Source organism: Collimonas sp. OK607, assembly GCF_900111995.1.
Lineage (GTDB): Bacteria > Pseudomonadota > Gammaproteobacteria > Burkholderiales > Burkholderiaceae_D > Collimonas.
Map to the genome: position 1 here is coordinate 1 of NZ_FOKF01000064.1, position 21,124 is coordinate 21,124.

At 55.7% G+C, this 21,124-nt stretch carries 14 protein-coding genes and 1 pseudogene; 9 read left to right on the top strand and 6 right to left on the bottom strand.

From position 1 onward, the window contains the following. A pseudogene (locus tag BM029_RS24300) lies at positions 1–339 on the top strand (DDE transposase); the annotation flags it as partial. 39 nt (positions 340–378) lie between these two features. Here BM029_RS24300 and dacB read toward each other — a convergent pair. After that, positions 379–1,797, bottom strand: a complete 1,419-nt coding sequence (gene dacB, locus BM029_RS24305) for a D-alanyl-D-alanine carboxypeptidase/D-alanyl-D-alanine endopeptidase (RefSeq protein WP_092440519.1) — start codon at positions 1,795–1,797, stop codon at positions 379–381. 192 nt (positions 1,798–1,989) lie between these two features. On the opposite strand from dacB, the gene BM029_RS26015 reads away from it, so the two are divergent. Together BM029_RS26015 and mgtA are read left to right on the top strand one after the other, a co-directional pair. Further along, positions 1,990–2,181, top strand: coding sequence for a hypothetical protein (locus BM029_RS26015; RefSeq protein ID WP_170851216.1), 192 nt, complete (start codon positions 1,990–1,992; stop codon positions 2,179–2,181). Positions 2,182–2,862: 681 nt separating this feature from the next. Then, complete coding sequence (mgtA, locus tag BM029_RS24315) at positions 2,863–5,625, top strand: magnesium-translocating P-type ATPase (RefSeq protein WP_092440505.1); 2,763 nt, start codon at positions 2,863–2,865, stop codon at positions 5,623–5,625. 124 nt (positions 5,626–5,749) lie between these two features. Here mgtA and BM029_RS24320 read toward each other — a convergent pair whose 3' ends face one another. The 4 genes from BM029_RS24320 to BM029_RS24335 form a co-directional block, all read right to left on the bottom strand. Further along, positions 5,750–6,400, bottom strand: a complete 651-nt coding sequence (locus BM029_RS24320; RefSeq protein ID WP_092440507.1) for a DUF1345 domain-containing protein — start codon at positions 6,398–6,400, stop codon at positions 5,750–5,752. A gap of 255 nt (positions 6,401–6,655) precedes the next feature. After that, positions 6,656–9,724 carry an efflux RND transporter permease subunit gene (locus BM029_RS24325; RefSeq protein ID WP_092440509.1) on the bottom strand — a complete coding sequence of 1,023 codons (3,069 nt, stop codon included), beginning with the start codon at positions 9,722–9,724 and terminating at the stop codon, positions 6,656–6,658. A gap of 13 nt (positions 9,725–9,737) precedes the next feature. Further along, positions 9,738–10,910 (bottom strand): efflux RND transporter periplasmic adaptor subunit, encoded by a 1,173-nt coding sequence (locus tag BM029_RS24330; protein ID WP_092440511.1) that lies wholly within the window; start codon positions 10,908–10,910, stop codon positions 9,738–9,740. A 23-nt stretch (positions 10,911–10,933) separates the two neighbouring features. Continuing rightward, on the bottom strand, positions 10,934–12,418 hold the full coding sequence (locus tag BM029_RS24335; RefSeq protein ID WP_092440513.1) for an efflux transporter outer membrane subunit: 1,485 nt from the start codon (positions 12,416–12,418) through the stop codon (positions 10,934–10,936). Between the two features lie 600 nt (positions 12,419–13,018). On the opposite strand from BM029_RS24335, the gene groES reads away from it, so the two are divergent. The 6 genes from groES to BM029_RS24365 all read left to right on the top strand — a co-directional run bounded on the left by groES (position 13,019) and on the right by BM029_RS24365 (position 19,305). Further along, complete coding sequence (groES, locus tag BM029_RS24340; protein WP_092360168.1) at positions 13,019–13,312, top strand: co-chaperone GroES; 294 nt, start codon at positions 13,019–13,021, stop codon at positions 13,310–13,312. Positions 13,313–13,430: 118 nt separating this feature from the next. After that, entirely contained in the window at positions 13,431–15,080 is a 1,650-nt protein-coding gene (gene groL, locus BM029_RS24345) for a chaperonin GroEL (protein WP_092417195.1), read from the top strand. Between the two features lie 485 nt (positions 15,081–15,565). After that, positions 15,566–16,576, top strand: a complete 1,011-nt coding sequence (locus BM029_RS24350; protein ID WP_092440515.1) for an IS110 family RNA-guided transposase — start codon at positions 15,566–15,568, stop codon at positions 16,574–16,576. Between the two features lie 166 nt (positions 16,577–16,742). Beyond that, on the top strand, positions 16,743–17,792 hold the full coding sequence (locus tag BM029_RS24355) for a methionine ABC transporter ATP-binding protein (RefSeq protein WP_092440520.1): 1,050 nt from the start codon (positions 16,743–16,745) through the stop codon (positions 17,790–17,792). After that, positions 17,782–18,435, top strand: a complete 654-nt coding sequence (locus tag BM029_RS24360; protein WP_092360165.1) for a methionine ABC transporter permease — start codon at positions 17,782–17,784, stop codon at positions 18,433–18,435. Before BM029_RS24355 ends, BM029_RS24360 begins: the two co-directional genes overlap by 11 nt. 60 nt (positions 18,436–18,495) lie before the next feature. After that, entirely contained in the window at positions 18,496–19,305 is an 810-nt protein-coding gene (locus BM029_RS24365; RefSeq protein ID WP_092440517.1) for a MetQ/NlpA family ABC transporter substrate-binding protein, read from the top strand. A 169-nt stretch (positions 19,306–19,474) separates the two neighbouring features. Here the strand turns inward: BM029_RS24365 and BM029_RS24370 are convergent. Further along, a partial coding sequence (locus BM029_RS24370) for a YadA family autotransporter adhesin (protein ID WP_170851217.1) occupies positions 19,475–21,124 on the bottom strand: 1,650 nt, incomplete at its 5' end.

A 21,124-nucleotide genomic window follows, 5' to 3' on the forward strand; every position in this document is an offset into this window, starting at 1 on the left:
AACCTGCGCAGCCATGGGGTGGATGCGACCCGCCAAGAAATCTGGGGCGTGCTGATCGCATACAACCTCGTCCGGCTTGAAATGGCGCGCACCGCAGAACAGGTGAAATGCATGCCAACTGAAATCAGCTTTGTCCTGGCCTTGCACGCCTTCCAGTTCGAAATGATGCACGCCGCAGCCCTCAACGCTCAAGGAAATCTACCAGGCTTACTCAAACGCATGCGCGAGAGGATGATCCTCGAACTGAATGTCTACCGACCCGGCCGAAAATTCGACCGGGTCACCAAGGCCAAGCCGCAGCGCTACCCCGAACGTCGGCTAAGAAAGCCGCTAACTTAACGGCATTAGGGTCAGAGTCGAATTAACTACTGGGTTATTTCAACCATTTTCGTATACCCACTGTAGCAGGCCGTCTTGTGCGGCTTGCCCTCTGGGGGCGTTGGAGTGGTTGATCAGGCATACCACTGCGTAGTATTTGCCGGAGGCGGCCAGGACGTAGCCGGCGATTGCCCTGACGTCGTTCAGGGTGCCGGTCTTGACGTGGGCCTGGCCTGCTACGGTTTGGTTTTTGAGCCGCTTGCGCATGGTGCCGTCGTAACCTACCAATGGCATGGATGAGACGAACTCGGGCATGGTCGGCGACTGGAATGCGGAGGCCATCATGCGGCCCATGGTCTTGGCGGAAATCCTTTCGTTGCGAGATAGTCCGGAGCCATTTTCAATTACAAGGCCGCTGGCATCTATGCCCTTGTTGGTTAACCAGCTTTGGATGGCGCGTGCACCGCGTTCAGGGGTGGCGGGGACTTTCAGAATATCGGAGGCGATGGTCAGCAGCACTTGCCGCGCCATCACGTTGTTGCTGTATTTGTTGATGTCGCGGATTACTTCCGGCAAGGTCACCGAGCTCCATTCGCTGATCAGGTTGCTGCCGGCTGGCATCACCCCGCTTTTCACCACGCCGCTGAAAGTACCGCCGAGATCGGCCCACATTTGCCGGAATACCGCGCCGAAATATTGGGTGGAGCTCATCTTGTAGGGATTGACGTACCAGGTCTTTTCACCGCAAGAGGCCGGCATCGCGCCGTTGAAACTCGCGCCGTCGGCATCCACCGCCGCTTGCAGTTTGCCCTGCCAGTCATCGCAATTACCGCTACCCAGGCGCGGCGGCGTCACCGGGTAACCGCTCATCGGTGGATCGGTCAGCACATTGACCTGGCGTGTTTCCAGGTTCGGCACGAACTGAAAGGTCAGTGTCTTGTAGTTCAGCAGCAAGGCGTCGGGGCCGACGTTATACGGTTTCGTCGGATCGCCGTCGAACTCTGAGGGATCGTAGGCATTCTCATCAAACGTGCTGCGGTCGAGGACGATATTGCCGCGGATGTCGCGGATACCCTTGGCCCGAATCTGGCGCAGGAACAACCAGAAATTTTCCAGCACCAGCTTGGGGTCGCCGTTACCTTTGAAGATCAGATCGCCTTGCAATACATTACCGACCTGGCTGCCGTTGGTGTACGCCTGGGTTTTCCAGCGATAGGTCGGCCCCAGCAATTCCAGCGCGGCGTCGGTCGTCACCAGTTTCATGGTCGACGCCGGATTGAACGGCACGCCGGCGTTGGCCGATGCCAGCACTCTTCCGGTGCCATCGACCTCTTGCACATACACGCCGACGCTTTGGACCGGAATCCCGGCAAGCTGCAAGGCTTTGCTAAACGGCGCCGGCAACCCGGCGGAAGACTCTTGTGCCTGCACACCGCTCAGCAAGGCGGAAGACAAAATAAGGAGACTGATTGCGCGGATTTTATTCAAGTGGGCACCGGTGAAAAAAGAGAATTTGCGTGGGATTATCCCACGCGTTCACGCGATGCAAAGGATGGAGTTGTCGCCGACTTTGAAAGTCGGTGATCAAATGTAAAGCAAACAGAGTAGCGGCGGGATGTTGTCAGCGATCCCGATATGCTTTCCGGACTGTGGCTTCAGAGCAAAGCTGGTATGGCTTCCAAAATCACCAATGCCAACAAAGCTCCGCAAATAGCGCCGATGGCACGCAAGCTGCCTCTGGCAAACTTGGATGCTACCGGTACTTCCCCGCACAGTACCAATCCGGCGATGGCTGCCGGCACAAAGAAAAGCAGATTGTGCATTATCAGGTTGACCATCATCGTCTCCTTCGCTTACTTGTAATTTCAGTATAGTTTTCCGGTTCCCAAAGACAAGGCCGGATAATGGAATGACAACAATATGAATGCTAAAAAAACAATGAAAAACCAAAGCCGAAAAAACTAGTGCTGTCCTGCACAATTTTCTTGACCGCCACCCACGGCGCGACTACTATCCACCAGTCTAAATTTTATGGAGCCCCTTTTAATGGGCACTTGTTCGAGTGACAGTTGTAGCCAGACCTGTTCTGGCACCGCCTCGGCAAGATAACGCAGGATTTCCCCTGCCGTCATCTCGCCACCGGCGGATGATGGTATCCCAGTGTCCGGAATCCGTTTCCGGCCATGCAGTATTCCACCACCTGATCTTGTTTTATGCAAAGCTGTGTTGCCGTTCCGGTAGCGCGCTAGGCTGAATCTGGCTCCGACCCCGGCTTTTGCCGACGTCCGGAGTCATCGAACATCTGTATACCCGCTCTTGAAATTGACCCGAGATTGTCATCAAGATGTCACCGATCGAATTTACAGTCTGGTGCCGTCCTTAAGCTTTTACTTTTTTCGCTAACTCGCTGTCATCCGGATGGATTGCCAATCGTTAACATAAAGTTAAATCGATGAAGTTGAATCGACAAGTTAAAAAGCCCGCAGGAAGCAACACACTGATCGACGACAGCCGACCGTATTGCATGAAAAAAAGAAGAACTCCATGAATCTGAACATTCTTAAAGAAACATTCGTCAGCTTTGTACGCACGCATGGCATGGATCGCCACTTTCGCCGTCTTGGCGCGGACATGTTTCGCAGCACGCCGGTTACCAAAGAAGTGCCGCCGTCACTGGCAGAAACCTTGTCCAGCGCGGCCCGTGTCGATATCAGCGAACTGTTCCAGACCCTGCACAGCCGTGCCGACGGCCTGACAGAAGCCGAGGCGGACGATATCCGCGCCGTCGCCGGCCCGAATGAAGTCGAACATGAAAAGCCGATCTCGAAATGGGTGCATCTGTGGCAATGCTATAAGAATCCGTTCAATCTGCTGCTGACCGTGCTGGCCGCCGTCTCCTTCCTCACCGAAGACATGAAAGCCACCATCGTCATCGGTTCGATGGTGGTGTTGTCGACACTGATGCGCTTCATTCAGGAATCGCGCTCCAACACAGCCGCCGACAAGCTCAAGGCAATGGTCAGCAATACCGCCACCGTGCTGCGGCATGACCTGGCCGAAGACATTGCCGAAGAAGCGTTGCGCTACTTCGACGTCACCTTGCATCCGAAGGGCGCGCGCCGCATCGAATTGCCGATCAAGAAACTGGTTCCGGGCGATATCGTCCAGTTGTCTGCCGGCGACATGATTCCTGCCGATTTGCGCTTGCTGACTGCCAAGGATCTGTTTATCAGCCAGGCCGCCATGACCGGTGAATCGCTGCCGGTGGAGAAATTCATCACCCACCGCGGCGTCGCCACCAGCAATCCGCTGGAACTGGACAACCTGTGTTTCATGGGTACCAACGTGGTCAGCGGCTCGGCCACCGCGATCGTCGTAACTACCGGCAACCGCACCTACTTCGGCGCCCTGGCCGAACGCGTTACCGCCGCCGACCGCACGCCAACCGCGTTCCAGTCCGGCGTCAACAAAGTCAGCTGGCTGTTGATCCGTTTCATGATGGTGATGACGCCGGTGGTGTTCCTGCTGAACGGCTACACCAAAGGCGACTGGGTCGAGGCGTTCCTGTTTGCGATGTCGATCGCGGTCGGCCTGACACCGGAAATGCTGCCGATGATCGTCACCTCGACGCTGGCCAAGGGCGCGGTCGCCCTGTCGCGTAAAAAAGTGATCGTCAAGCGGCTTGATGCGATCCAGAACTTCGGCGCCATGGATGTGCTGTGCACAGACAAAACCGGGACCCTGACCCAGGACAAGATTTTCCTGGAGCGCCATACCGACATCCTCGGCGAGCAGGATGACCTGGTGCTGGAATATGCCTACCTCAACAGCCACTATCAAACCGGCCTGAAAAACCTGCTGGATGTGGCCGTGCTCGACCATGCCGAGTTGCAGCGCGAAATGGCGCTGGCTTCTGCCTACCGCAAGGTCGATGAAATCCCGTTCGACTTCCAGCGCCGCCGCATGTCGGTGGTGGTCAGCGAACGCGAAGACCATCATGAACTGATCTGTAAAGGTGCGGTAGAAGAAATCGTTTCGGTATGTACCCACGCCCGCCATAACGGCGAAGTGGTGCCGTTCACCAAGGAGCTGCTGCAAGAAATCTACGAGACTACCTCCAGCCTGAACGCCGAAGGCTTGCGCGTGGTAGCGGTAGCGGCCAAAGACCTGCCGCCGACCAAAGAAGTGTACGGCGTGGCCGATGAATGCAACCTGGTGCTGATTGGTTACATCGCCTTCCTCGACCCACCGAAAGAATCGACCAAGCCAGCGCTGGATGCGCTCAAGGCGCATGGCATCACCGTCAAGATCCTGACCGGCGACAACGAACTGGTAACCGCCAAGATCTGCCGCCAGGTCGGTCTGGCAGTGGACGGCATGCTGCTCGGCTCCGATGTCGAAAAAATGAGCGACGCCGATCTCGCAGTCGCAGTCGACACTACGACCGTGTTCGCCAAGCTCAGCCCGACCCACAAGGAACGTATCGTGCGGGTTTTGCATGACAAGGGCCACGTGGTCGGTTTCATGGGCGACGGCATCAACGACGCACCGGCGCTGCGTGCCGCCGATATCGGCATCTCGGTCGATACCGCAGTCGATATCGCCAAGGAAGCGGCCGATATCATCTTGCTGGAAAAGAGCCTGATGGTGCTGGAAGAAGGCGTGCTGGAAGGTCGCAAGACCTTCGCCAACATGCTGAAATACATCAAGATGACCGCCAGCTCCAACTTCGGCAATGTATTCTCGGTACTGGTCGCCAGCGCGTTCCTGCCATTCCTGCCGATGCTGCCTTTGCATCTGCTGGTGCAAAACCTGCTGTACGATATTTCACAAATCACGATTCCTTTCGATAACGTCGACAAGGAATTCCTGGAAAAACCACAGCGCTGGAATGCCGGCGAAATCGGTCGTTTCATGGTGTTCTTCGGCCCGATCAGTTCGATTTTCGACATCACCACTTTTGCCTTGATGTGGTACATCTTCGGCGCCAACACACCGGAACATCAGACCCTGTTCCAGTCTGGCTGGTTCATCGAAGGCCTGCTGTCGCAAACCTTGATCGTGCACATGATCCGCACCCGCAAGATTCCATTCTTCCAGAGCCGTGCATCATGGGCATTGATGAGCATGACCATCATCATCATGATGGTCGGGATCCTGTTGCCGATGTCGCCGCTGGCGCATTACTTCAAGCTGCAGGCTTTGCCGCTGACCTACTTCCCGTGGCTGCTTCTGATCCTGGTTGCCTATGCCGTGCTGACACAGGCAATGAAAGGCTGGTATGCCCGCCGCTACGGCTGGCAATAAGGCGATATGTTGACGGGGTGGCGGAGGTGGTGATTTAACCTGTCATTCCCGGCCCATACGAAAAAAGCCAATCCGCACGGATTAGCTTTTTTTACGCCGCAAGCGAAACGCTCTTGTCGGAAATTTACCCGACCAGGCCGGCTGCGATATTGATCGACAAACCCAGGATGGCCGAATTGAACAGGAACGTCAGTATCGACTGCATCAAGACGATCTTGCGCATTGGCCGCGTCATGATGCTCACATCGGAAGTCTGAACCGCAACCGCCATGGTGAAAGAAAAATAAAGAAAATCCCAGTAATCCGGATTCTTTTCATCGTCGGGGAAGCGCAGCGGCAGTTTGTCGGCATCGCAGGCATAGAACAGACGTGCATAGTGCAAGGCGAAGACGGTGCCGACCATGAACCACGAACCCAGCACAGTCATCCCGGTAAACAAATACCGGAGTTCTTTCGGTCCCGGCAAGAAGTCCTTGGTTTGCGTCAATCCCATTACCACCGCGCCAATGCTGGAAACGGCTGCGATGCAAATGATGACCAGGATCATGGTATCGTTTTCATCCTCTATGGCGGCGCGGCTTTTCACCAGCTCCGATGTGGCCCTGGTCATCATCCACCAAAGCGTCACCAGGTAAGTCCAGACGCCCGCATTCCAGCCTATCAGCAGCTGCGTCAGGTGCGAGCCCTGCGGCAGGATCACCCAGACCACGACACCTACCAGCAACGCAATCACCAGACGCGGGTGTGTATGAAAAACCAGGCGGCGTATATCCATGCTTGTCCTCAGTTAAATCCGATATCGAGATGCGGCGAGCCGCCATTGACGCGGCTTCGCCATTTTTATCGATAGCATATTGCAACCGGGGATTTTCGTGTGTTTTCGTTTGATGCAACACGCAGCCGTAGAGTGGGCACGCCTTTGTGCCCACGCGTGACCGCGATAACCGGAGTACAAACCCTCGCGACACGAAAACAGGTATGTGCGTGTTGTGAGTTCACGCGTGGGCACAAAGGCGTGCCCACCCTACGGTTACTTCTCAGCGGTATGCAGTTTTCCACCCGCTACACCGGCAGCTGCCTCACCGTGTTTACGCCGGAATTTGCGTTTAGACCAAATCAGGAAGTCATCGACATACGTAAATACCACCGGTATCACCAGCAGACTCAAGAATGTCGACGTCACCAACCCGCCGATCACGGCAATCGCCATTGGTCCGCGGAAACTGGAGTCGGCTCCCAATCCCAGCGCAATCGGCAGCATGCCGGCGCCCATGGCGATGGTGGTCATGACGATTGGCTGAGCCCGCTTGTGGCAAGCGTCCATCAAAGCGTCGAAGCGGCTCAGTCCGTGATCGCGCCGAGCCACGATGGCGTACTCCACCAGCAGAATCGAATTCTTGACTGCAATACCCATCAACATCAGCAAACCGATGAGCGATGGCATGGAGAACGAATTATGCGTGATCAGCAATGCCGCAAATGCGCCGCCGATGGACAAAGGTAATGCCGCCAGAATCGTCACCGGTTGCAAGAATCCTTTGAACAACAGCACCAGCACCATATAGACGCACAAGACACCGGTCAACATCGCCACGGCGAATCCGGAGAACAACTCCTTCATGACTTCCGCATCGCCCAATTCGCCGCGCTTGACGTTCGGTGGCAGGTTTTTCAGGTTCGGCAACTGATTGATCTTGTCCATTACTTCACCCAGTTCGTGACCATTCAGCTCGACATGGATGATCACGCGGCGGTTGCGGTCGATGCGATCGATACGCGCCGGCCCGCTGTCGAAACGGATATCGGCGACAGAGCTAAGCGGGACGTTACCGTTTTTCCCTTGCACCGACAGACGTTCCAGCACACTCATGTCGTGCCGCGCACCTTCCGGCAAGCGCACTCGAATCGGCACCTGGCGTTCCGGCAGATTCAGTTTGGCTACCGATTGATCGTAGTCGCCCGAGGTTGCTATGCGCAGCGTATCGCCAATCGCAGAAGCGGTGACGCCAAGGTCGGCGGCTTTGGCAAAATCAGGCGTGACGATGATTTCCGGACGCACCAGGCTGATGCTGGAAGTCACATTACCGAGATCCGGAATGCCACGGATTTCACGCTCTACCGCTTGCGTTACCGCACTGAGTGCTTGCGGATCGTCGCCGGACAACAATAGTTGCAGTTCCTCGCCATTGCCGCCGGCGCCGACGGTAAAGCGCAAGCCAGGTAGTTGCGTCAGCAGTTTGCGCAGCTCCATATCGACCTCGCTCTGCTTCTTTTTACGCTCCGGCATATCCCTGAGCAGTACGGTCAAGGTTGCGCGCCGGGCATCGTCGCCGCCAATCGCGCTATACACCTGGGACACGTCCTTATTGGTCATCAACAAGCTGCGTGCGTGTTCCGCGCTGGCGCGCGTGTCCGCCAGGATGCTGCCAGGCGGCAGTTCCAGCGTGACTTGCGTCTGTCCTCTGTCGCTAGCGGGAATGAAGCCGGTTGGCAAAAAAGGAATCATCGCCAGGGATGCAGCAAAAAATACCGCAGCCATGATCGTGGTCTTGACCCGGTGATGCATACACCATGATGCAACCACCAGATACCTGGTCATCAGGCCGCTTCCCTTTTTCTCATGCACGATGGGCTTTAACAAATACGCCGCCATCATCGGTGTCAGCAGCCGAGCCACTATCAATGAGGTAGTCACCGCAATGGCTGCAGTCCAGCCGAATTGCTTGAAGAATTTACCGACGATGCCACTCATGAATGCCGTCGGCAAAAACACCGCGACCAACGTAAACGTGGTGGCCACCACCGCCAGGCCGATTTCGTCGGCAGCTTCCATCGCCGCCTGATACGGCGTTTTTCCCATGCGCAGATGGCGCACGATATTTTCGATTTCAACGATCGCATCGTCAACCAGGATCCCGATCACCAGCGCCAGCGACAGCAAAGTCACGCCGTTGAGAGTAAAGCCAAGGTAGTTCATCACCATGAAAGTCGGGATGATAGACAGCGGCAGAGCAGCGGCAGCCACCAGTGTTGCGCGCCAGTCGCGCAAGAAAAACCAGACCACCAGCACTGCCAGGATCGCTCCCTCATACAACAGCGACATGGAGCCATCGTAGTTTTCCTGGACTGCGTCGACGTTATTGAAAGCTTCTTCGATCTTGACGTGCGACGCCTTCTCGTTCAGCGCAGCGACCGCTTTTTTTACGGCTTTGGCTACAACGATTTCGCCAGCACCCTTGCTTCGTGTGATTTCAAATCCGACTACCGGCTTGCCGTCGAGCAGCGTAATCGCCGTGCGTTCACCGACGCCATCGGTCACCTTGGCGACCTGATCCAGGCGGATAACGTGACCGTCCGGCAGAGCCATCTGCAACGCAGCGATCTCAGCCACATTGCCGACGGTGCCGATGGTGCGCACCGATTGCCGGGCGCCGCTGATATCGGCTTTGCCGCCCGGCGCCTCCTGTTGCACACGTTGCAGCTGGCGCGAGATTTGCGCCGCTGATACATTCAATGCAGCCATGCGTTCAGGATCGAGTTCAACCAGCACCTCACGGTTGACGCCACCTACCCGGGCTATCTTCCCCACACCTTGAACCGACAGCAGGGCTTTGGAAACGTCATTATCAACAAACCAGGACAACGCTTCCTCATCCAGCTGATCGGATTTTACGGTATAGGTGATGATCGGTTGACCTGAAGTGCTGGCCTTGCCATAGACAGGATCGCGCAGATCGGAAGGCATATCGCTGCGCACGCGATTGACCGCATCGCGGACATCATTCATCGCTTCGGCAATGTCTTTTTCCAGGCGAAATTCGATCTGGATATTCACTACGCCATCGCTGATGGTGGTGTAGATATGGCGGATGTCGGTGACGGTCGCCACCGAATTTTCAATCTTGCGCGCAACTTCCGTTTCCAGCTGCGACGGCGACGCACCTGGCAAACTGGCCGTCACTGAAATGAACGGAAATTCGATGTCCGGATCGCTCTGCACAATCATGCTTTTGAAACTCATCAACCCCATGATGGTCAGCAAAATGAACAGCAAAATGGCGGGAACCGGATGTTTGATCGAGAGAGAGGAAAAATTCATGGCGGTTCCTCGCTTACTTCAATGCCAGCGATGCGTTGCGGGCAGGAGTCGGCTTCGCGGCGGGCTTAACTTCCGCCGGATTAGCCACACGTACCGTATCGCCGTCTGCCAGGAATCCCGCGCCCTTTTCTATCAGGATCATCGCCGGCGTGATGCCATTGTCGCCACTGGCCACTTCGATCCGTTCGCCGACACGACGCCCCAGAGTCACCTTGGTTTGTATGACCTTGTCGTCCTTACCCAATTGGTAGACATAACTAAAGCCGTCGCGCATCACTACCGAGCTTTGCGGCAAGGTGAGTGCTTCCGCATGGCCCAGCAAAAACTGGCCGGTGCCGAACATGCCTGCGTGGGCACTGCCTGGCACCGGCAAATCGACATACACCAGCGCGTTGCGGGTAAGTGGATCTACCGTAGGTGCAATCATGCGCACCTTGCCGTCGACCAGAACACCGTTAGTCACGCGTAATTTCACTGCCTGCCCGACCTTGATTTGCAACAGGTCGGTGGCGTTGACTTCGGCGCGCCATTCAAGACGATTCTGGCGAATCAGCTTGAATAGCTCTTGTCCCTGGGACGCCACCGCGCCAACCGTTGCTGTGCGCGAAGAAATAATCCCGTCATCGGGCGCAATCACCTGAGTCTGGCGCAACCGGATCTGCTGCATCTCCAGGCTCGCCTGAGCCGACAACAAACGCGCTTTGGCACTGCGCTGAGCCACTTCATATTGCGTAGTTTGCTGGCCGCTCAAAGCGCCGCTGTTGCCCAGGGTGCGCGCCCGTTCAGCATTTGCATCGGCCTCTGACAAAGCGGCGCGCGCTTCTTCCACCGCGGCTTTTTGCTGCGCCACCTGGGCCGCCACGCTTTCATTGGTAAACCGGGCCAGGACCTGGCCGCGCTTGACGACGTCGCCGACGTTGACCCGCACTTCCGCCAGCAACAATCCACCCAGCTCGCTGCCGACCACGGCTTCTTGCCACGCGGCGATACTGCCGTTGGCTGACAGGGATAATGGCCAGTCGATGCTCTGTGCTTTGGTGGTGGTAACGGTGAGCGATGCCTTCGGCTTGGCCGGCTCTTTGTCGACGGATTTGGCGTAATTGCCGGTAGTGGCCCAGAACGCACCGCTGCCGATGACAACGATGACTGCGACGATTGCTATTTGCTTGAAGGACGGTTTTTTCATGACAGTATTCTTTACGTATATTGTTAAGAACGATCGGTGTTTGGCGCAGTAGCAGACGATGCTGGTATTGCCGCCTGCTCCTTGTCGTTGCGCCAGCCGCCGCCCAGGGCTTTGTATAGTGCGATCCAGGCGGTTACGTGTTCGCGTTGTACGCTGATTTGAGTTTGCTGTGCTGCCAGGAAAGTACGGCGTGCGTCTTCCAGTTCAAACAGGCTGCCGCTCCCGGCTTTGAATTTATCGTTATTGGCATGGTAATAACGCTCATATTCCTGCGCTGCCAGCGCCGCATCGTTTTCACGCCGTGCGGCAGCATCCAGCCGCACCAATGCTTCTTCGATTTCTCGCACGGCAGTCCGGACTTGCAATTGGTAGCCGGCATAAGCCTCATCGTAGCGGGCGCGGGCCAGGTCGACTTCGGCCTTGCGGCGGCCGGCGTCAAACAAGGGCAGGTTGAGCGAAGGACCGAACGACCAGGTTTTGGAATGTCCGCTTTGGCCGTCAAACCGCAAGCCGCCGATACCGATGCTGCCCAGCAGAGAAATGCTCGGATAGCGATTCGCCTGGGCGACGTTGATCTCAGCACCGGCCGCCGCCAGCTCCCGCTCAGCCACGGCGATATCGGGCCGTTGCGACAAAGCTTGCGCGGGCACACTGTCGACTGTGATGTCGTGTGGTAGCGGCAAGTGCTGGTTGAGTGCGAGCTTGGTGCGCAAAGCCGGTTCAGGAATATCTGTCAGCGCCACCAGCGCCTTGATATCCAGATCGCATTCGGAGCGCTGCACGATCAGCTTTTGCCGCGCATCGGCGGTTGATCCGTTAATCAAGGCACCGTCGGCAGGCGCAGTAAATCCGGCCTTGACCTTGAGTGCGGTGAGTTGCCCGGTTTGTTCACGCGATTTCAAATCTTCCGCCAGCATCTCTGTAGTCGCGACACAAGCCCGGTAGTTGACCAGCGCGCTGCCGACTTCAGCCGCCAGCGACACCCGGGCGCCATACCAGTCCGCGTTGCGGGCGGATACACGCGCATTGGCGGCATCGGCAGCTTTGCGTTTGCCGCCGAACAAGTCCAGCTCCCAGCTGGCGTCGAAGGTAGCGCTGTTGCTGGTGGAGATGAAGGCTGTGTCGCCGATACCGCCGGAGAGAGACCGGCTGCGCATGCTGCTGGCATTAGCCGCCAGCGAAGGATATAGCGCGCTGCCGGACGAAACCGCGGTAGCGCGCGCCTGCGCAATTCGCGCCAGGGCCTGCGCCATGCTTGGGTTGTTTTCTTCTGCGGTGGCAACCAGCTCGCTCACCAGCGGATCGTCGAATTGCGACCACCAGCGTGTCAGGTCGCTGGTACCGGCACCGGCACCTGCAGCTGCCGACTGCGGCAGCGTGGCCTGGAATTGCGGCAGCACTGCTTGTGATGATGTGGCTGGCGCGGGTACCTGGTAGGTAGGCCCGACAACACAGCCAGCGATCACGGACAGCAGGGGTACGCTGCCGAGCATCTTGTATAAACGCATTTTTTCCCTTACTTAATTTTTTGAGGGCTCCCAAATTGGGGGGTTTTAGTTGTTTTATGCTTTTTACGAGGTAATGCGTTGTCTCAGAATATTTGCTGCAACTCTCCAATTTACAGTGTGTATCGACACTATAAAGAGGACTATTGCTACTGAGTATGTGATTGCGACAATCTGCAGAATCGCGGGGATCAATCGACTAAAACACGGGATGGAATGCAATCAAGCCGAGCTGCGGGAAATATGCTTGAATATTGCCAAAATGCTACCTTCTATCTTTATCGGATATCTTGCCAGATTTCTGCGCAGCAATAATAGCGCGCTTTCCTCCTGCTTAGTAACCCCCATACCACTTTCGCCTGACTCGGGCATGTATTCGAGAAGCTGCAAAGAAATCGATAATTCTCCGGCGAATCCGAATGCGGGCTTGAAAAATCGACAGAGCGTCCCTATACTTAGCACTCGTTAGGAGAGAGTGCTAACAATCTCCCCGACCTAGTCACTGTGCGGCGCATCTATATATAGCAAAGCAGAGCGGTCAGTTCACTTTGCTGCGATGTTGCTGCAAATACAAATAACCTGTTGAATCTTAAGGAGTCACATATGAATCTTCGTCCTTTGCACGATCGCGTTATCGTCAAGCGTCTCGACCAGGAAACTAAAACTGCATCGGGTATCGTGCTGCCAGAAGCTGCTGCTGAAAAACCGGATCAAGGTGAAGTCCTGGCCGTCGGTAACGGCAAGATTCTGGATGACGGCAAGGTCCGTCCATTGGCAGTCAAGGTTGGCGATCGCGTTTTGTTCGGTAAATACTCCGGCCAAACTGTCAAGATCGACGGCGAAGAACTGCTGGTTATGCGTGAAGAAGACCTGTTTGCCGTAGTTGAAGGCAAGTAATTTCGGGGAAACCGGAATTATCTGATGAATATCTGATTAATCGGCGCCCAGCGCTTCTAATCGGAATCAGGTCCACGCACTACACAATCGAAATCAACCCTCTTCAGGAGAATCAAACATGGCAGCAAAGCAAGTAATTTTCGGCGATGATGCACGCGCCAAGATCGTCAACGGCGTCAACATTCTGGCTAACGCAGTTAAGGTAACTCTGGGTCCTAAGGGCCGTAACGTGGTTCTGGAGCGTAGCTTCGGCGCGCCTACCGTGACCAAGGACGGTGTTTCGGTTGCTAAAGAAATCGAACTGAAAGACAAGCTGGAAAACATGGGCGCGCAGCTCGTGAAAGAAGTTGCTTCCAAGACTTCCGACAACGCTGGTGACGGTACTACTACCGCTACCGTGCTGGCACAAGCTATCGTTCGCGAAGGCTTCAAGTACGTTGCCGCCGGTTTCAACCCTACAGATCTGAAGCGCGGTATCGACAAAGCTGTTGTCGCCATCGTTGCAGAAATCAAGACACTGTCGAAGCCAACCACAACCAGCAAGGAAATCGCTCAAGTTGGTTCGATTTCAGCTAATTCCGACGCTGACATCGGTGAAATCATTGCCAAGGCAATGGACAAAGTCGGCAAAGAAGGCGTGATCACAGTTGAAGATGGCAAGTCGTTGGAAAACGAACTGGACATCGTCGAAGGTATGCAATTCGACCGTGGCTACCTGTCGCCATACTTCATCAACAACCCTGAAAAGCAAGTTGTTGCCCTGGAAAACCCGTTCGTCCTGCTGTTCGACAAAAAAGTATCGAACATCCGTGACCTGCTGCCGATCCTGGAACAAGTCGCCAAGTCGGGCCGTCCTCTGCTGATCATCGCAGAAGATGTCGAAGGCGAAGCGCTGGCAACTCTGGTTGTGAACAACATCCGCGGTATCCTGAAGACTGCAGCTGTCAAGGCTCCAGGCTTTGGCGATCGTCGTAAAGCCATGTTGGAAGACATCGCTATCCTGACCGGTGGCCAAGTTATCGCTGAAGAAGTCGGCCTGACACTGGAAAAAGCCACTCTGGCTGAACTGGGCCAAGCCAAGCGTATCGAAATCAGCAAAGAAAACACCACCATCATCGACGGTGCTGGCGAAGCCATCACTATCGAAGCTCGCGTCAAGCAAATCCGTGCGCAAATCGAAGAAGCATCTTCGGATTACGACCGTGAAAAACTGCAAGAACGCGTTGCCAAGCTGGCTGGCGGCGTTGCTCTGATCAAAGTCGGTGCTGCTACCGAAGTTGAAATGAAAGAAAAGAAAGCACGCGTTGAAGATGCTCTGCACGCTACTCGCGCTGCGGTTGAAGAAGGCGTAGTTCCTGGCGGCGGCGTTGCATTCCTGCGCGCACGTGCTAACGTCAAGAACCTGAAGGGCGACAATCCTGACCAGGAAGCCGGCATCAAGATCGTGCTGCGCGCGATCGAAGAGCCACTGCGTCAAATCGTATTCAACGCTGGCGACGAGCCATCGGTTGTGGTTAATGCAGTCCTGGCAGGTAGCGGCAACTACGGTTACAACGCTGCCGACGGCACTTATGGCGACATGATTGCACTGGGCATCCTGGACCCTACCAAGGTTACCCGTTCGGCATTGCAAAACGCCGCTTCGGTTGCTTCCCTGATCCTGACTACCGAAGCGATGATCGCTGAAGTAGAAGACAAGTCGGCTGGCGGCATGCCAGGCGGCATGGGTGGTATGGGCGGCATGGGTGGTATGGACGGCATGATGTAATTTTGAAGGGCCGGAGTATTCTGGCCCTGAGAAAGCATCGGTTGTTATGCTTTGAAGAAGCCTGCGATAGTTTTCTATCGTGGGCTTTTTCTTTTGGGAAACAGTAGTCAGTAAAAGTCAAATGGGGACAGAGTTTGAGAACCGCCGCAGCGCGGTGAGCTCCACTCCCCGTGCGGCTCTGTCCCCTTTTGACGGTGATCGGAGAAAGAACAAGGTGTTTTAACCTTGCGCTCCGTAGCCCGCTAAAATGGGTCAGAGTAATTTACGACGATAAGGCTGTCGTAAAAAAACTCGTATATTGAGCATGCCGCATCGCCGTTGGATAATAAAGGCGCAGAAGCGGTCGGGCGGAGTGATGCCGATGAGACTAAGTGCAGTTGAGCACGTGGGTCAGATAGGCGCCTCTGCCTGTTTCATTTTATGAGTCCGAACGGTATCTTGGGCCATCGCCTGACGCGTAAGCCCGCATACGAGAAAGGTCGAAAATGGAAACGGCATGGGCAGTTGTTGGTATCGATGTGAGCAAGAAGAAGCTGGATATTGCCTTGCTGGTCAACGGCAAGACCAGGGCCAAGGTGGTGGAAAATTCTGCCGATGGGTACAAATTACTACTGGACTGGCTAAGCAAGTCGAAAGTGGCTAAGGAAGCGTTGCATGTTTGTATGGAGGCGACCGGGGTCTACTATGAGACGGTGGCATTGGCGCTGCATGACGCGGGAGTGAGCGTTAGCGTGGTCAATCCGGCATGCATCAAAGGTTTCGGTCATAGTGAAAACATCCGCAACAAGAACGATACCGCCGATGCCGGGCTTATTGCGCGGTATTGCGCTGCCATGAAGCCCGCACCTTGGATGCCACCACCACTGGAACAGCGCCAGCTGCGGGCCTGGTCGCTGCGCGTGCAAGCACTAAAGGATATTCGCCAACAGGAAGAAAACAGGCTCGAGGCCAACACCTTCACCGGCATGACCGACGTCGCCGAACATGTGAGACAGCACATCGCCTGGCTAAGCGCCGAGATCAGCAAGTTGGAGGGCGACATCGATGACCACATTGATCGACATCCCGGCCTCAAGCATGATGCCGAGCTAATCAAGAGCATCCCAGGCATCGGAGCCACCACAGTGGCGAGGATCCTGGGTCAATTGGGCGATATCCGGAGATTTGACAATGCCAAGGCATTTGCCGCATTTCTCGGTGTAACACCTAAACAACGCAGCTCCGGCACCTCCCTCAAAGGTCGAACCATGATTTGCAGAGCAGGAAGCACGTCTATGCGCGCAGCACTTTATATGCCAAGCTTGGTAGCATGCCGGCACAACCCGATACTACGTCGTTTTGCTGAGCGGCTATCGGCTACAGGTATGGCGAAAAAAGCTGTGATCGGCGCCGTCATGCACAAAATGACGCATCTCATTTACGGAGTGGTCCGTACAGGCAAGCCCTTCGACCCAAATTATTTAACCAACGGGCTTGCTATTCAAGACGGTATCTGACCCCATTTAGCTGCAGATGTATATACCTGACAGTAATAACGCCATACCTAAATGTTCCTTCCCATGCTTAACGAATGCTTATAAAATAAGCACTTATTGAATAAAATACATAACGGCGGCGAGATTGTTGATGTTTATGCAATCAGCTGCTTTTTTTCATTCTGAAATGATAGAAATCAAAGCAGTTACCCAGCGCTTCAACGGCGCACGCGGTCCGGTCGATGCGGTTCGTAACGTTAACCTGACGATACGCAAGGGCGAGATCTTTGGCATTATCGGTCGCAGCGGCGCCGGAAAAAGTACGCTGGTGCGTTGCCTTAACCTGCTGAACCGCCCTACTTCCGGCAACATCATCGTCGACGGCAAAGATCTGACCGCGCTGAGCGCCGACCAGTTGCGTACCGCGCGGCGTGAAATCGGCATGATTTTCCAGCATTTCAATTTGCTGTCGTCGCGCACCGTATACGACAATATCGCGCTGCCGCTGGAACTGGCAGGCATGTCCAAAAACGATATCGAGAAAAAGGTCACATCGCTGCTGGAGCTGGTTGGCCTGACCGCGCTCAAGGATAGTTATCCGGCGCAAATCAGCGGCGGCCAGAAACAGCGCGTCGGCATCGCCCGGGCGCTGGCCAATGAGCCGAAAGTCTTGCTGTCCGACGAAGCCACCTCCGCGCTCGATCCGGAAACCACTCGCTCCATCCTGGAACTGCTGCGCAAGATCAATCGCGAGCTGGGCCTGACAATTGTCTTGATCACCCATCAAATGGAAGTCATCAAGATGATTTGCGACCGCATGGCGGTCATGGAAGCCGGTGAAGTGATTGAACACGGTGAAGTGCTCGATCTGTTCCGCTCGCCTAAGCACGAAGTGACGCGGGCCTTGATTGGCGATGTGATTGCCCAGGAATTGCCGCAAGGTGTACTGCAGCGCCTGCGCGCACGACTGGCGCAAAGCGATGCCGGCAGCGGCACCGATCACCTGTTCCGTTTTGCTTTTACCGGGTCTGGCGTAGATCAACCTTTGCTGTCGGAAGCTGTCCGTAAATTCGATCTGGATTTCAATATCCTGCACGGCCAGATCGATGAAATACAAGGACAGGCGTTTGGCTCCCTGGCGATTCTGGCCAACGGCACCAGCGAAAACATTAGCGCCGCCATGGCTTACTTAACCGAGCAAGGCGTCACTGTAGAGGAATTGAATCATGTCATCTGAAATGCTCGATCTGTTTTTGTCGTCATTCGGGGAAACCTTGATGATGGTTGGCATCTCAGGCATTCTCGGCGCCCTGCTCGGCGTGCCGCTGGGGATCGCCTTGCACCTGACCGGCCGTGACGGCGTCTTGCCGCATCCGCTATTCAACCGGATCGCCGGCTTGATCGTCAACGCGGTGCGCTCCACGCCGTTCATTATCTTGCTGGTAGCAGTGATCCCGTTCACGCGCTTTTTCGTCGGCACCTCGATCGGCACCGCGGCAGCAATCGTGCCTCTGACGATTGCCTCCGCGCCATTCATCGCGCGCCTGGTGGAAACCGCATTGCGTGAAGTCGACCGTGGCTTGATCGAAGCGGCGCAAGCGATGGGCGCTACTACCTGGCAAATCGTCTACAAGGTGCTGGTGCCGGAAGCTTTCGCCGGTATCGTTGCCGGCCTGACGATTACGTTCGTCAGCCTGGTGGGTTACTCTGCGATGGCTGGCGCCATCGGCGGCGGCGGCCTGGGTGACCTGGGGATACGCTACGGTTACCAGCGCTTCCTGCCGGAAGTGATGTTGCTGGTGGTAGTGATCTTGATCGTCTTCGTGCAACTGGTCCAGACCCTGGGCGATATCCTGGTGCGCCGCCTCAGTCATCGCTGATTTTTTGAATCCTGCGCAGCCTCGTTGCACAGGATCGTCATGATTTTTGAAAGGAAGAAAATGAATCGTCGTCAATTAGTGCAATTCTTTGCTGGCTTCGGCCTTCTCGCCGGCCTCAGCGCCGCTCCTGTCAGCGCTACTTTCGCGCAGGACAAACCGATCAAGATCGGCGCCACCGGTGGTCCGCATGCGCAGATCCTGGAAGTCGTCAAAAAAATCGCGGCCAAGGATGGCTTGAATATCCAGATCGTCGAATTCAGCGACTATGTGCAACCCAATGCAGCCCTGGCGGCCGGTGACCTGGATGCCAACAGCTATCAGCATCTGCCGTATCTGGAAGCGCAAATCAAGGATCGTGGTTACAAACTGACGAATGTCGCCTACACCATCACCTTTCCGATGGGCGTGTACTCAAAGAAAATCAAATCCCTCAAGGATCTGAAAAATGGCGCTCGCGTCGGCATCCCTAACGATCCGACTAACGGTGGCCGCGCATTGCTGTTGCTGCAGGCGCAAGGCTTATTGAAATTAAAAGCCGATGCCGGCTTGAAAGCAACGCCGCTGGATATCGCCGACAATCCTAAGAAACTGAAAATCGTCGAAATTGACGCCGCTCAATTGCCACGCTCGCTGGATGATCTGGATGCGGCGGCAATCAACGGCAACTATGCCGAGTCAGCCGGTCTCGATCCGACCAAGGACGGTATCGCTATCGAATCTGCAAAAGGCCCTTATGCCAACGTCATCGCGATTCGCACGGCAGACAAGGACAAGCCTTGGGTAGCCAAGCTGATCAAGGCTTACCATAGCCCGGAGGTCAAACAGTATGTCGTGACTCAGTTCAAGAGTTCTGTGATCCCGGCCTGGTAATTTGGCAATTCAGATGTAAAAGCCCGCGTTGCAAATGCAACGCGGGCTTTTTTTATTGCTGCGGACCTGTTCAAGAAAAAACGCAACGGCGTTCTTTCGAAGCCGTTGCGTTTGCATGTCACTTTGCCATTCGGTCAAGAGCTACGCCCGTGACCGCTGAGCAAACTGCTTATTTCCATTTGAAGCCGTAACCGACGCTGAAGCCAGCGTTTTTACCGGTTGTGCTCACACCGGCGCCCCAGGCACTATTGCCAGTCTTGCTGATAGCCTTGAATTGCAAGGCCAGTGCGCCATATCCCTGGTAAGAACCGATACCGACACCGACACCCTTTTCACCGGCCTCCAGAGGCGGCATCACCGCTCCCGACAAGGCCATGCCCATGGCGATACCTGAGTAAGCGATGCGTTTGACATCGCTAATCTGGTTTTGCACATTGTTGAGTTGGGACACATTGACTGCATCGGTAGGATTGACGCCAGCAGCGACATTGGTAATACGACGCTCATTGCCGGCAGAACCAACCGAGACCGTATTTTCCTGATCGGCCACCGAATAAGCGCCCAATGCCACCGACCGGTTTGCAGTCGCCTGCGCGCCTGCACCCATCGCCACTGCGTCATTGCCTGACGCCAGCGCGTTGTTACCAATCGCTACCGTCGGATCACCCGTGGCTCGAGCGTTGTAACCGATCGCCACCGAACCAGCCTGGGAAGCCAATGCACGGAAGCCCACCGCTGTGGTATTGGTGTCAGTTGCCTGGGCGTTCGAACCGATCGCCGTAGCGCCATCCTTGGTCGCTTGTGCGCACAGGCCGGAGCCGGTGGCATCCACGCCATTGACAGTGCCGCAAGTCGCCGCCACCACATTGTTGACTGCGGTACCGACGGTGCCGCGGGTCTGTACCGTGCCATTGCTATTGGCGCCACCAATCGTGGTGCCTCCAAAAGTAGCACCGGAGTCCGTCGCATTTTTGGAGGCATCAACCAGGGACTTGAGCGATGTCGACAGCGAGGTCGCCCCATTGGCGACACTATTCAAACCTGTTGAGAGCGAAACCACCTGGCTCAAACCAGTTGACAAGGACGATATACCCGTCGACAAGGAGGAAATCCCGGTTGAGGTTGAAGTCGACAGCGAAGTCACATTGCCATTGGTCGTAGACAGGCCGGTCGACAGCGAACCGACGTTCGAGACGCCGGTGGAAAGTCCGGTCGACAGCGAATTGATGCCGCTGTTTGCTGAACTCAAACCGCTCGAGGTTGAGGTCGACAACGAGGAGACGTTGCTGTTGGTCGATGACAGTCCGGTCGACAAGGAATTGAGGCCGGCCGCGGTGGAAGTCGACAGCGAGTTCAGCTGGCTGACATTGACCGCGTCGGTGTTCTGCGTACCGGCTGCTACATTGATAATCCGCCGCGCGGCGCCCACTGAACCAACCGACACTACATTGGTGAGTCCGCCGTCGGTCGAACCCGCGCCCAGCGCCACCGAATTCAGGCCCGTCGCGTTCGCGTTCGCGCCGATCGCTACCCCGCGCGTACCTGCCGCAACCGTTGCGTTATCAGTGCCGTCCTTTGCTCCATCGGCCTTGAAGTAATTGGCTACACCTGAACCCTGCAGACTGGAAACGCTGGTCGACAACGAAGTCACATTGCTATTGGTCGAGCTCAAGCCTGTCGACAACGAAGTCACGTTGCTATTGGTAGAGCTCAGGCCCGTCGACAGCGAAGTGACGTTGCTGTTCGTCGAGCTCAGACCAGTCGACAACGAAGTGACATTACTGTTGGTCGAGCTCAAACCTGTCGACAACGAAGTCAC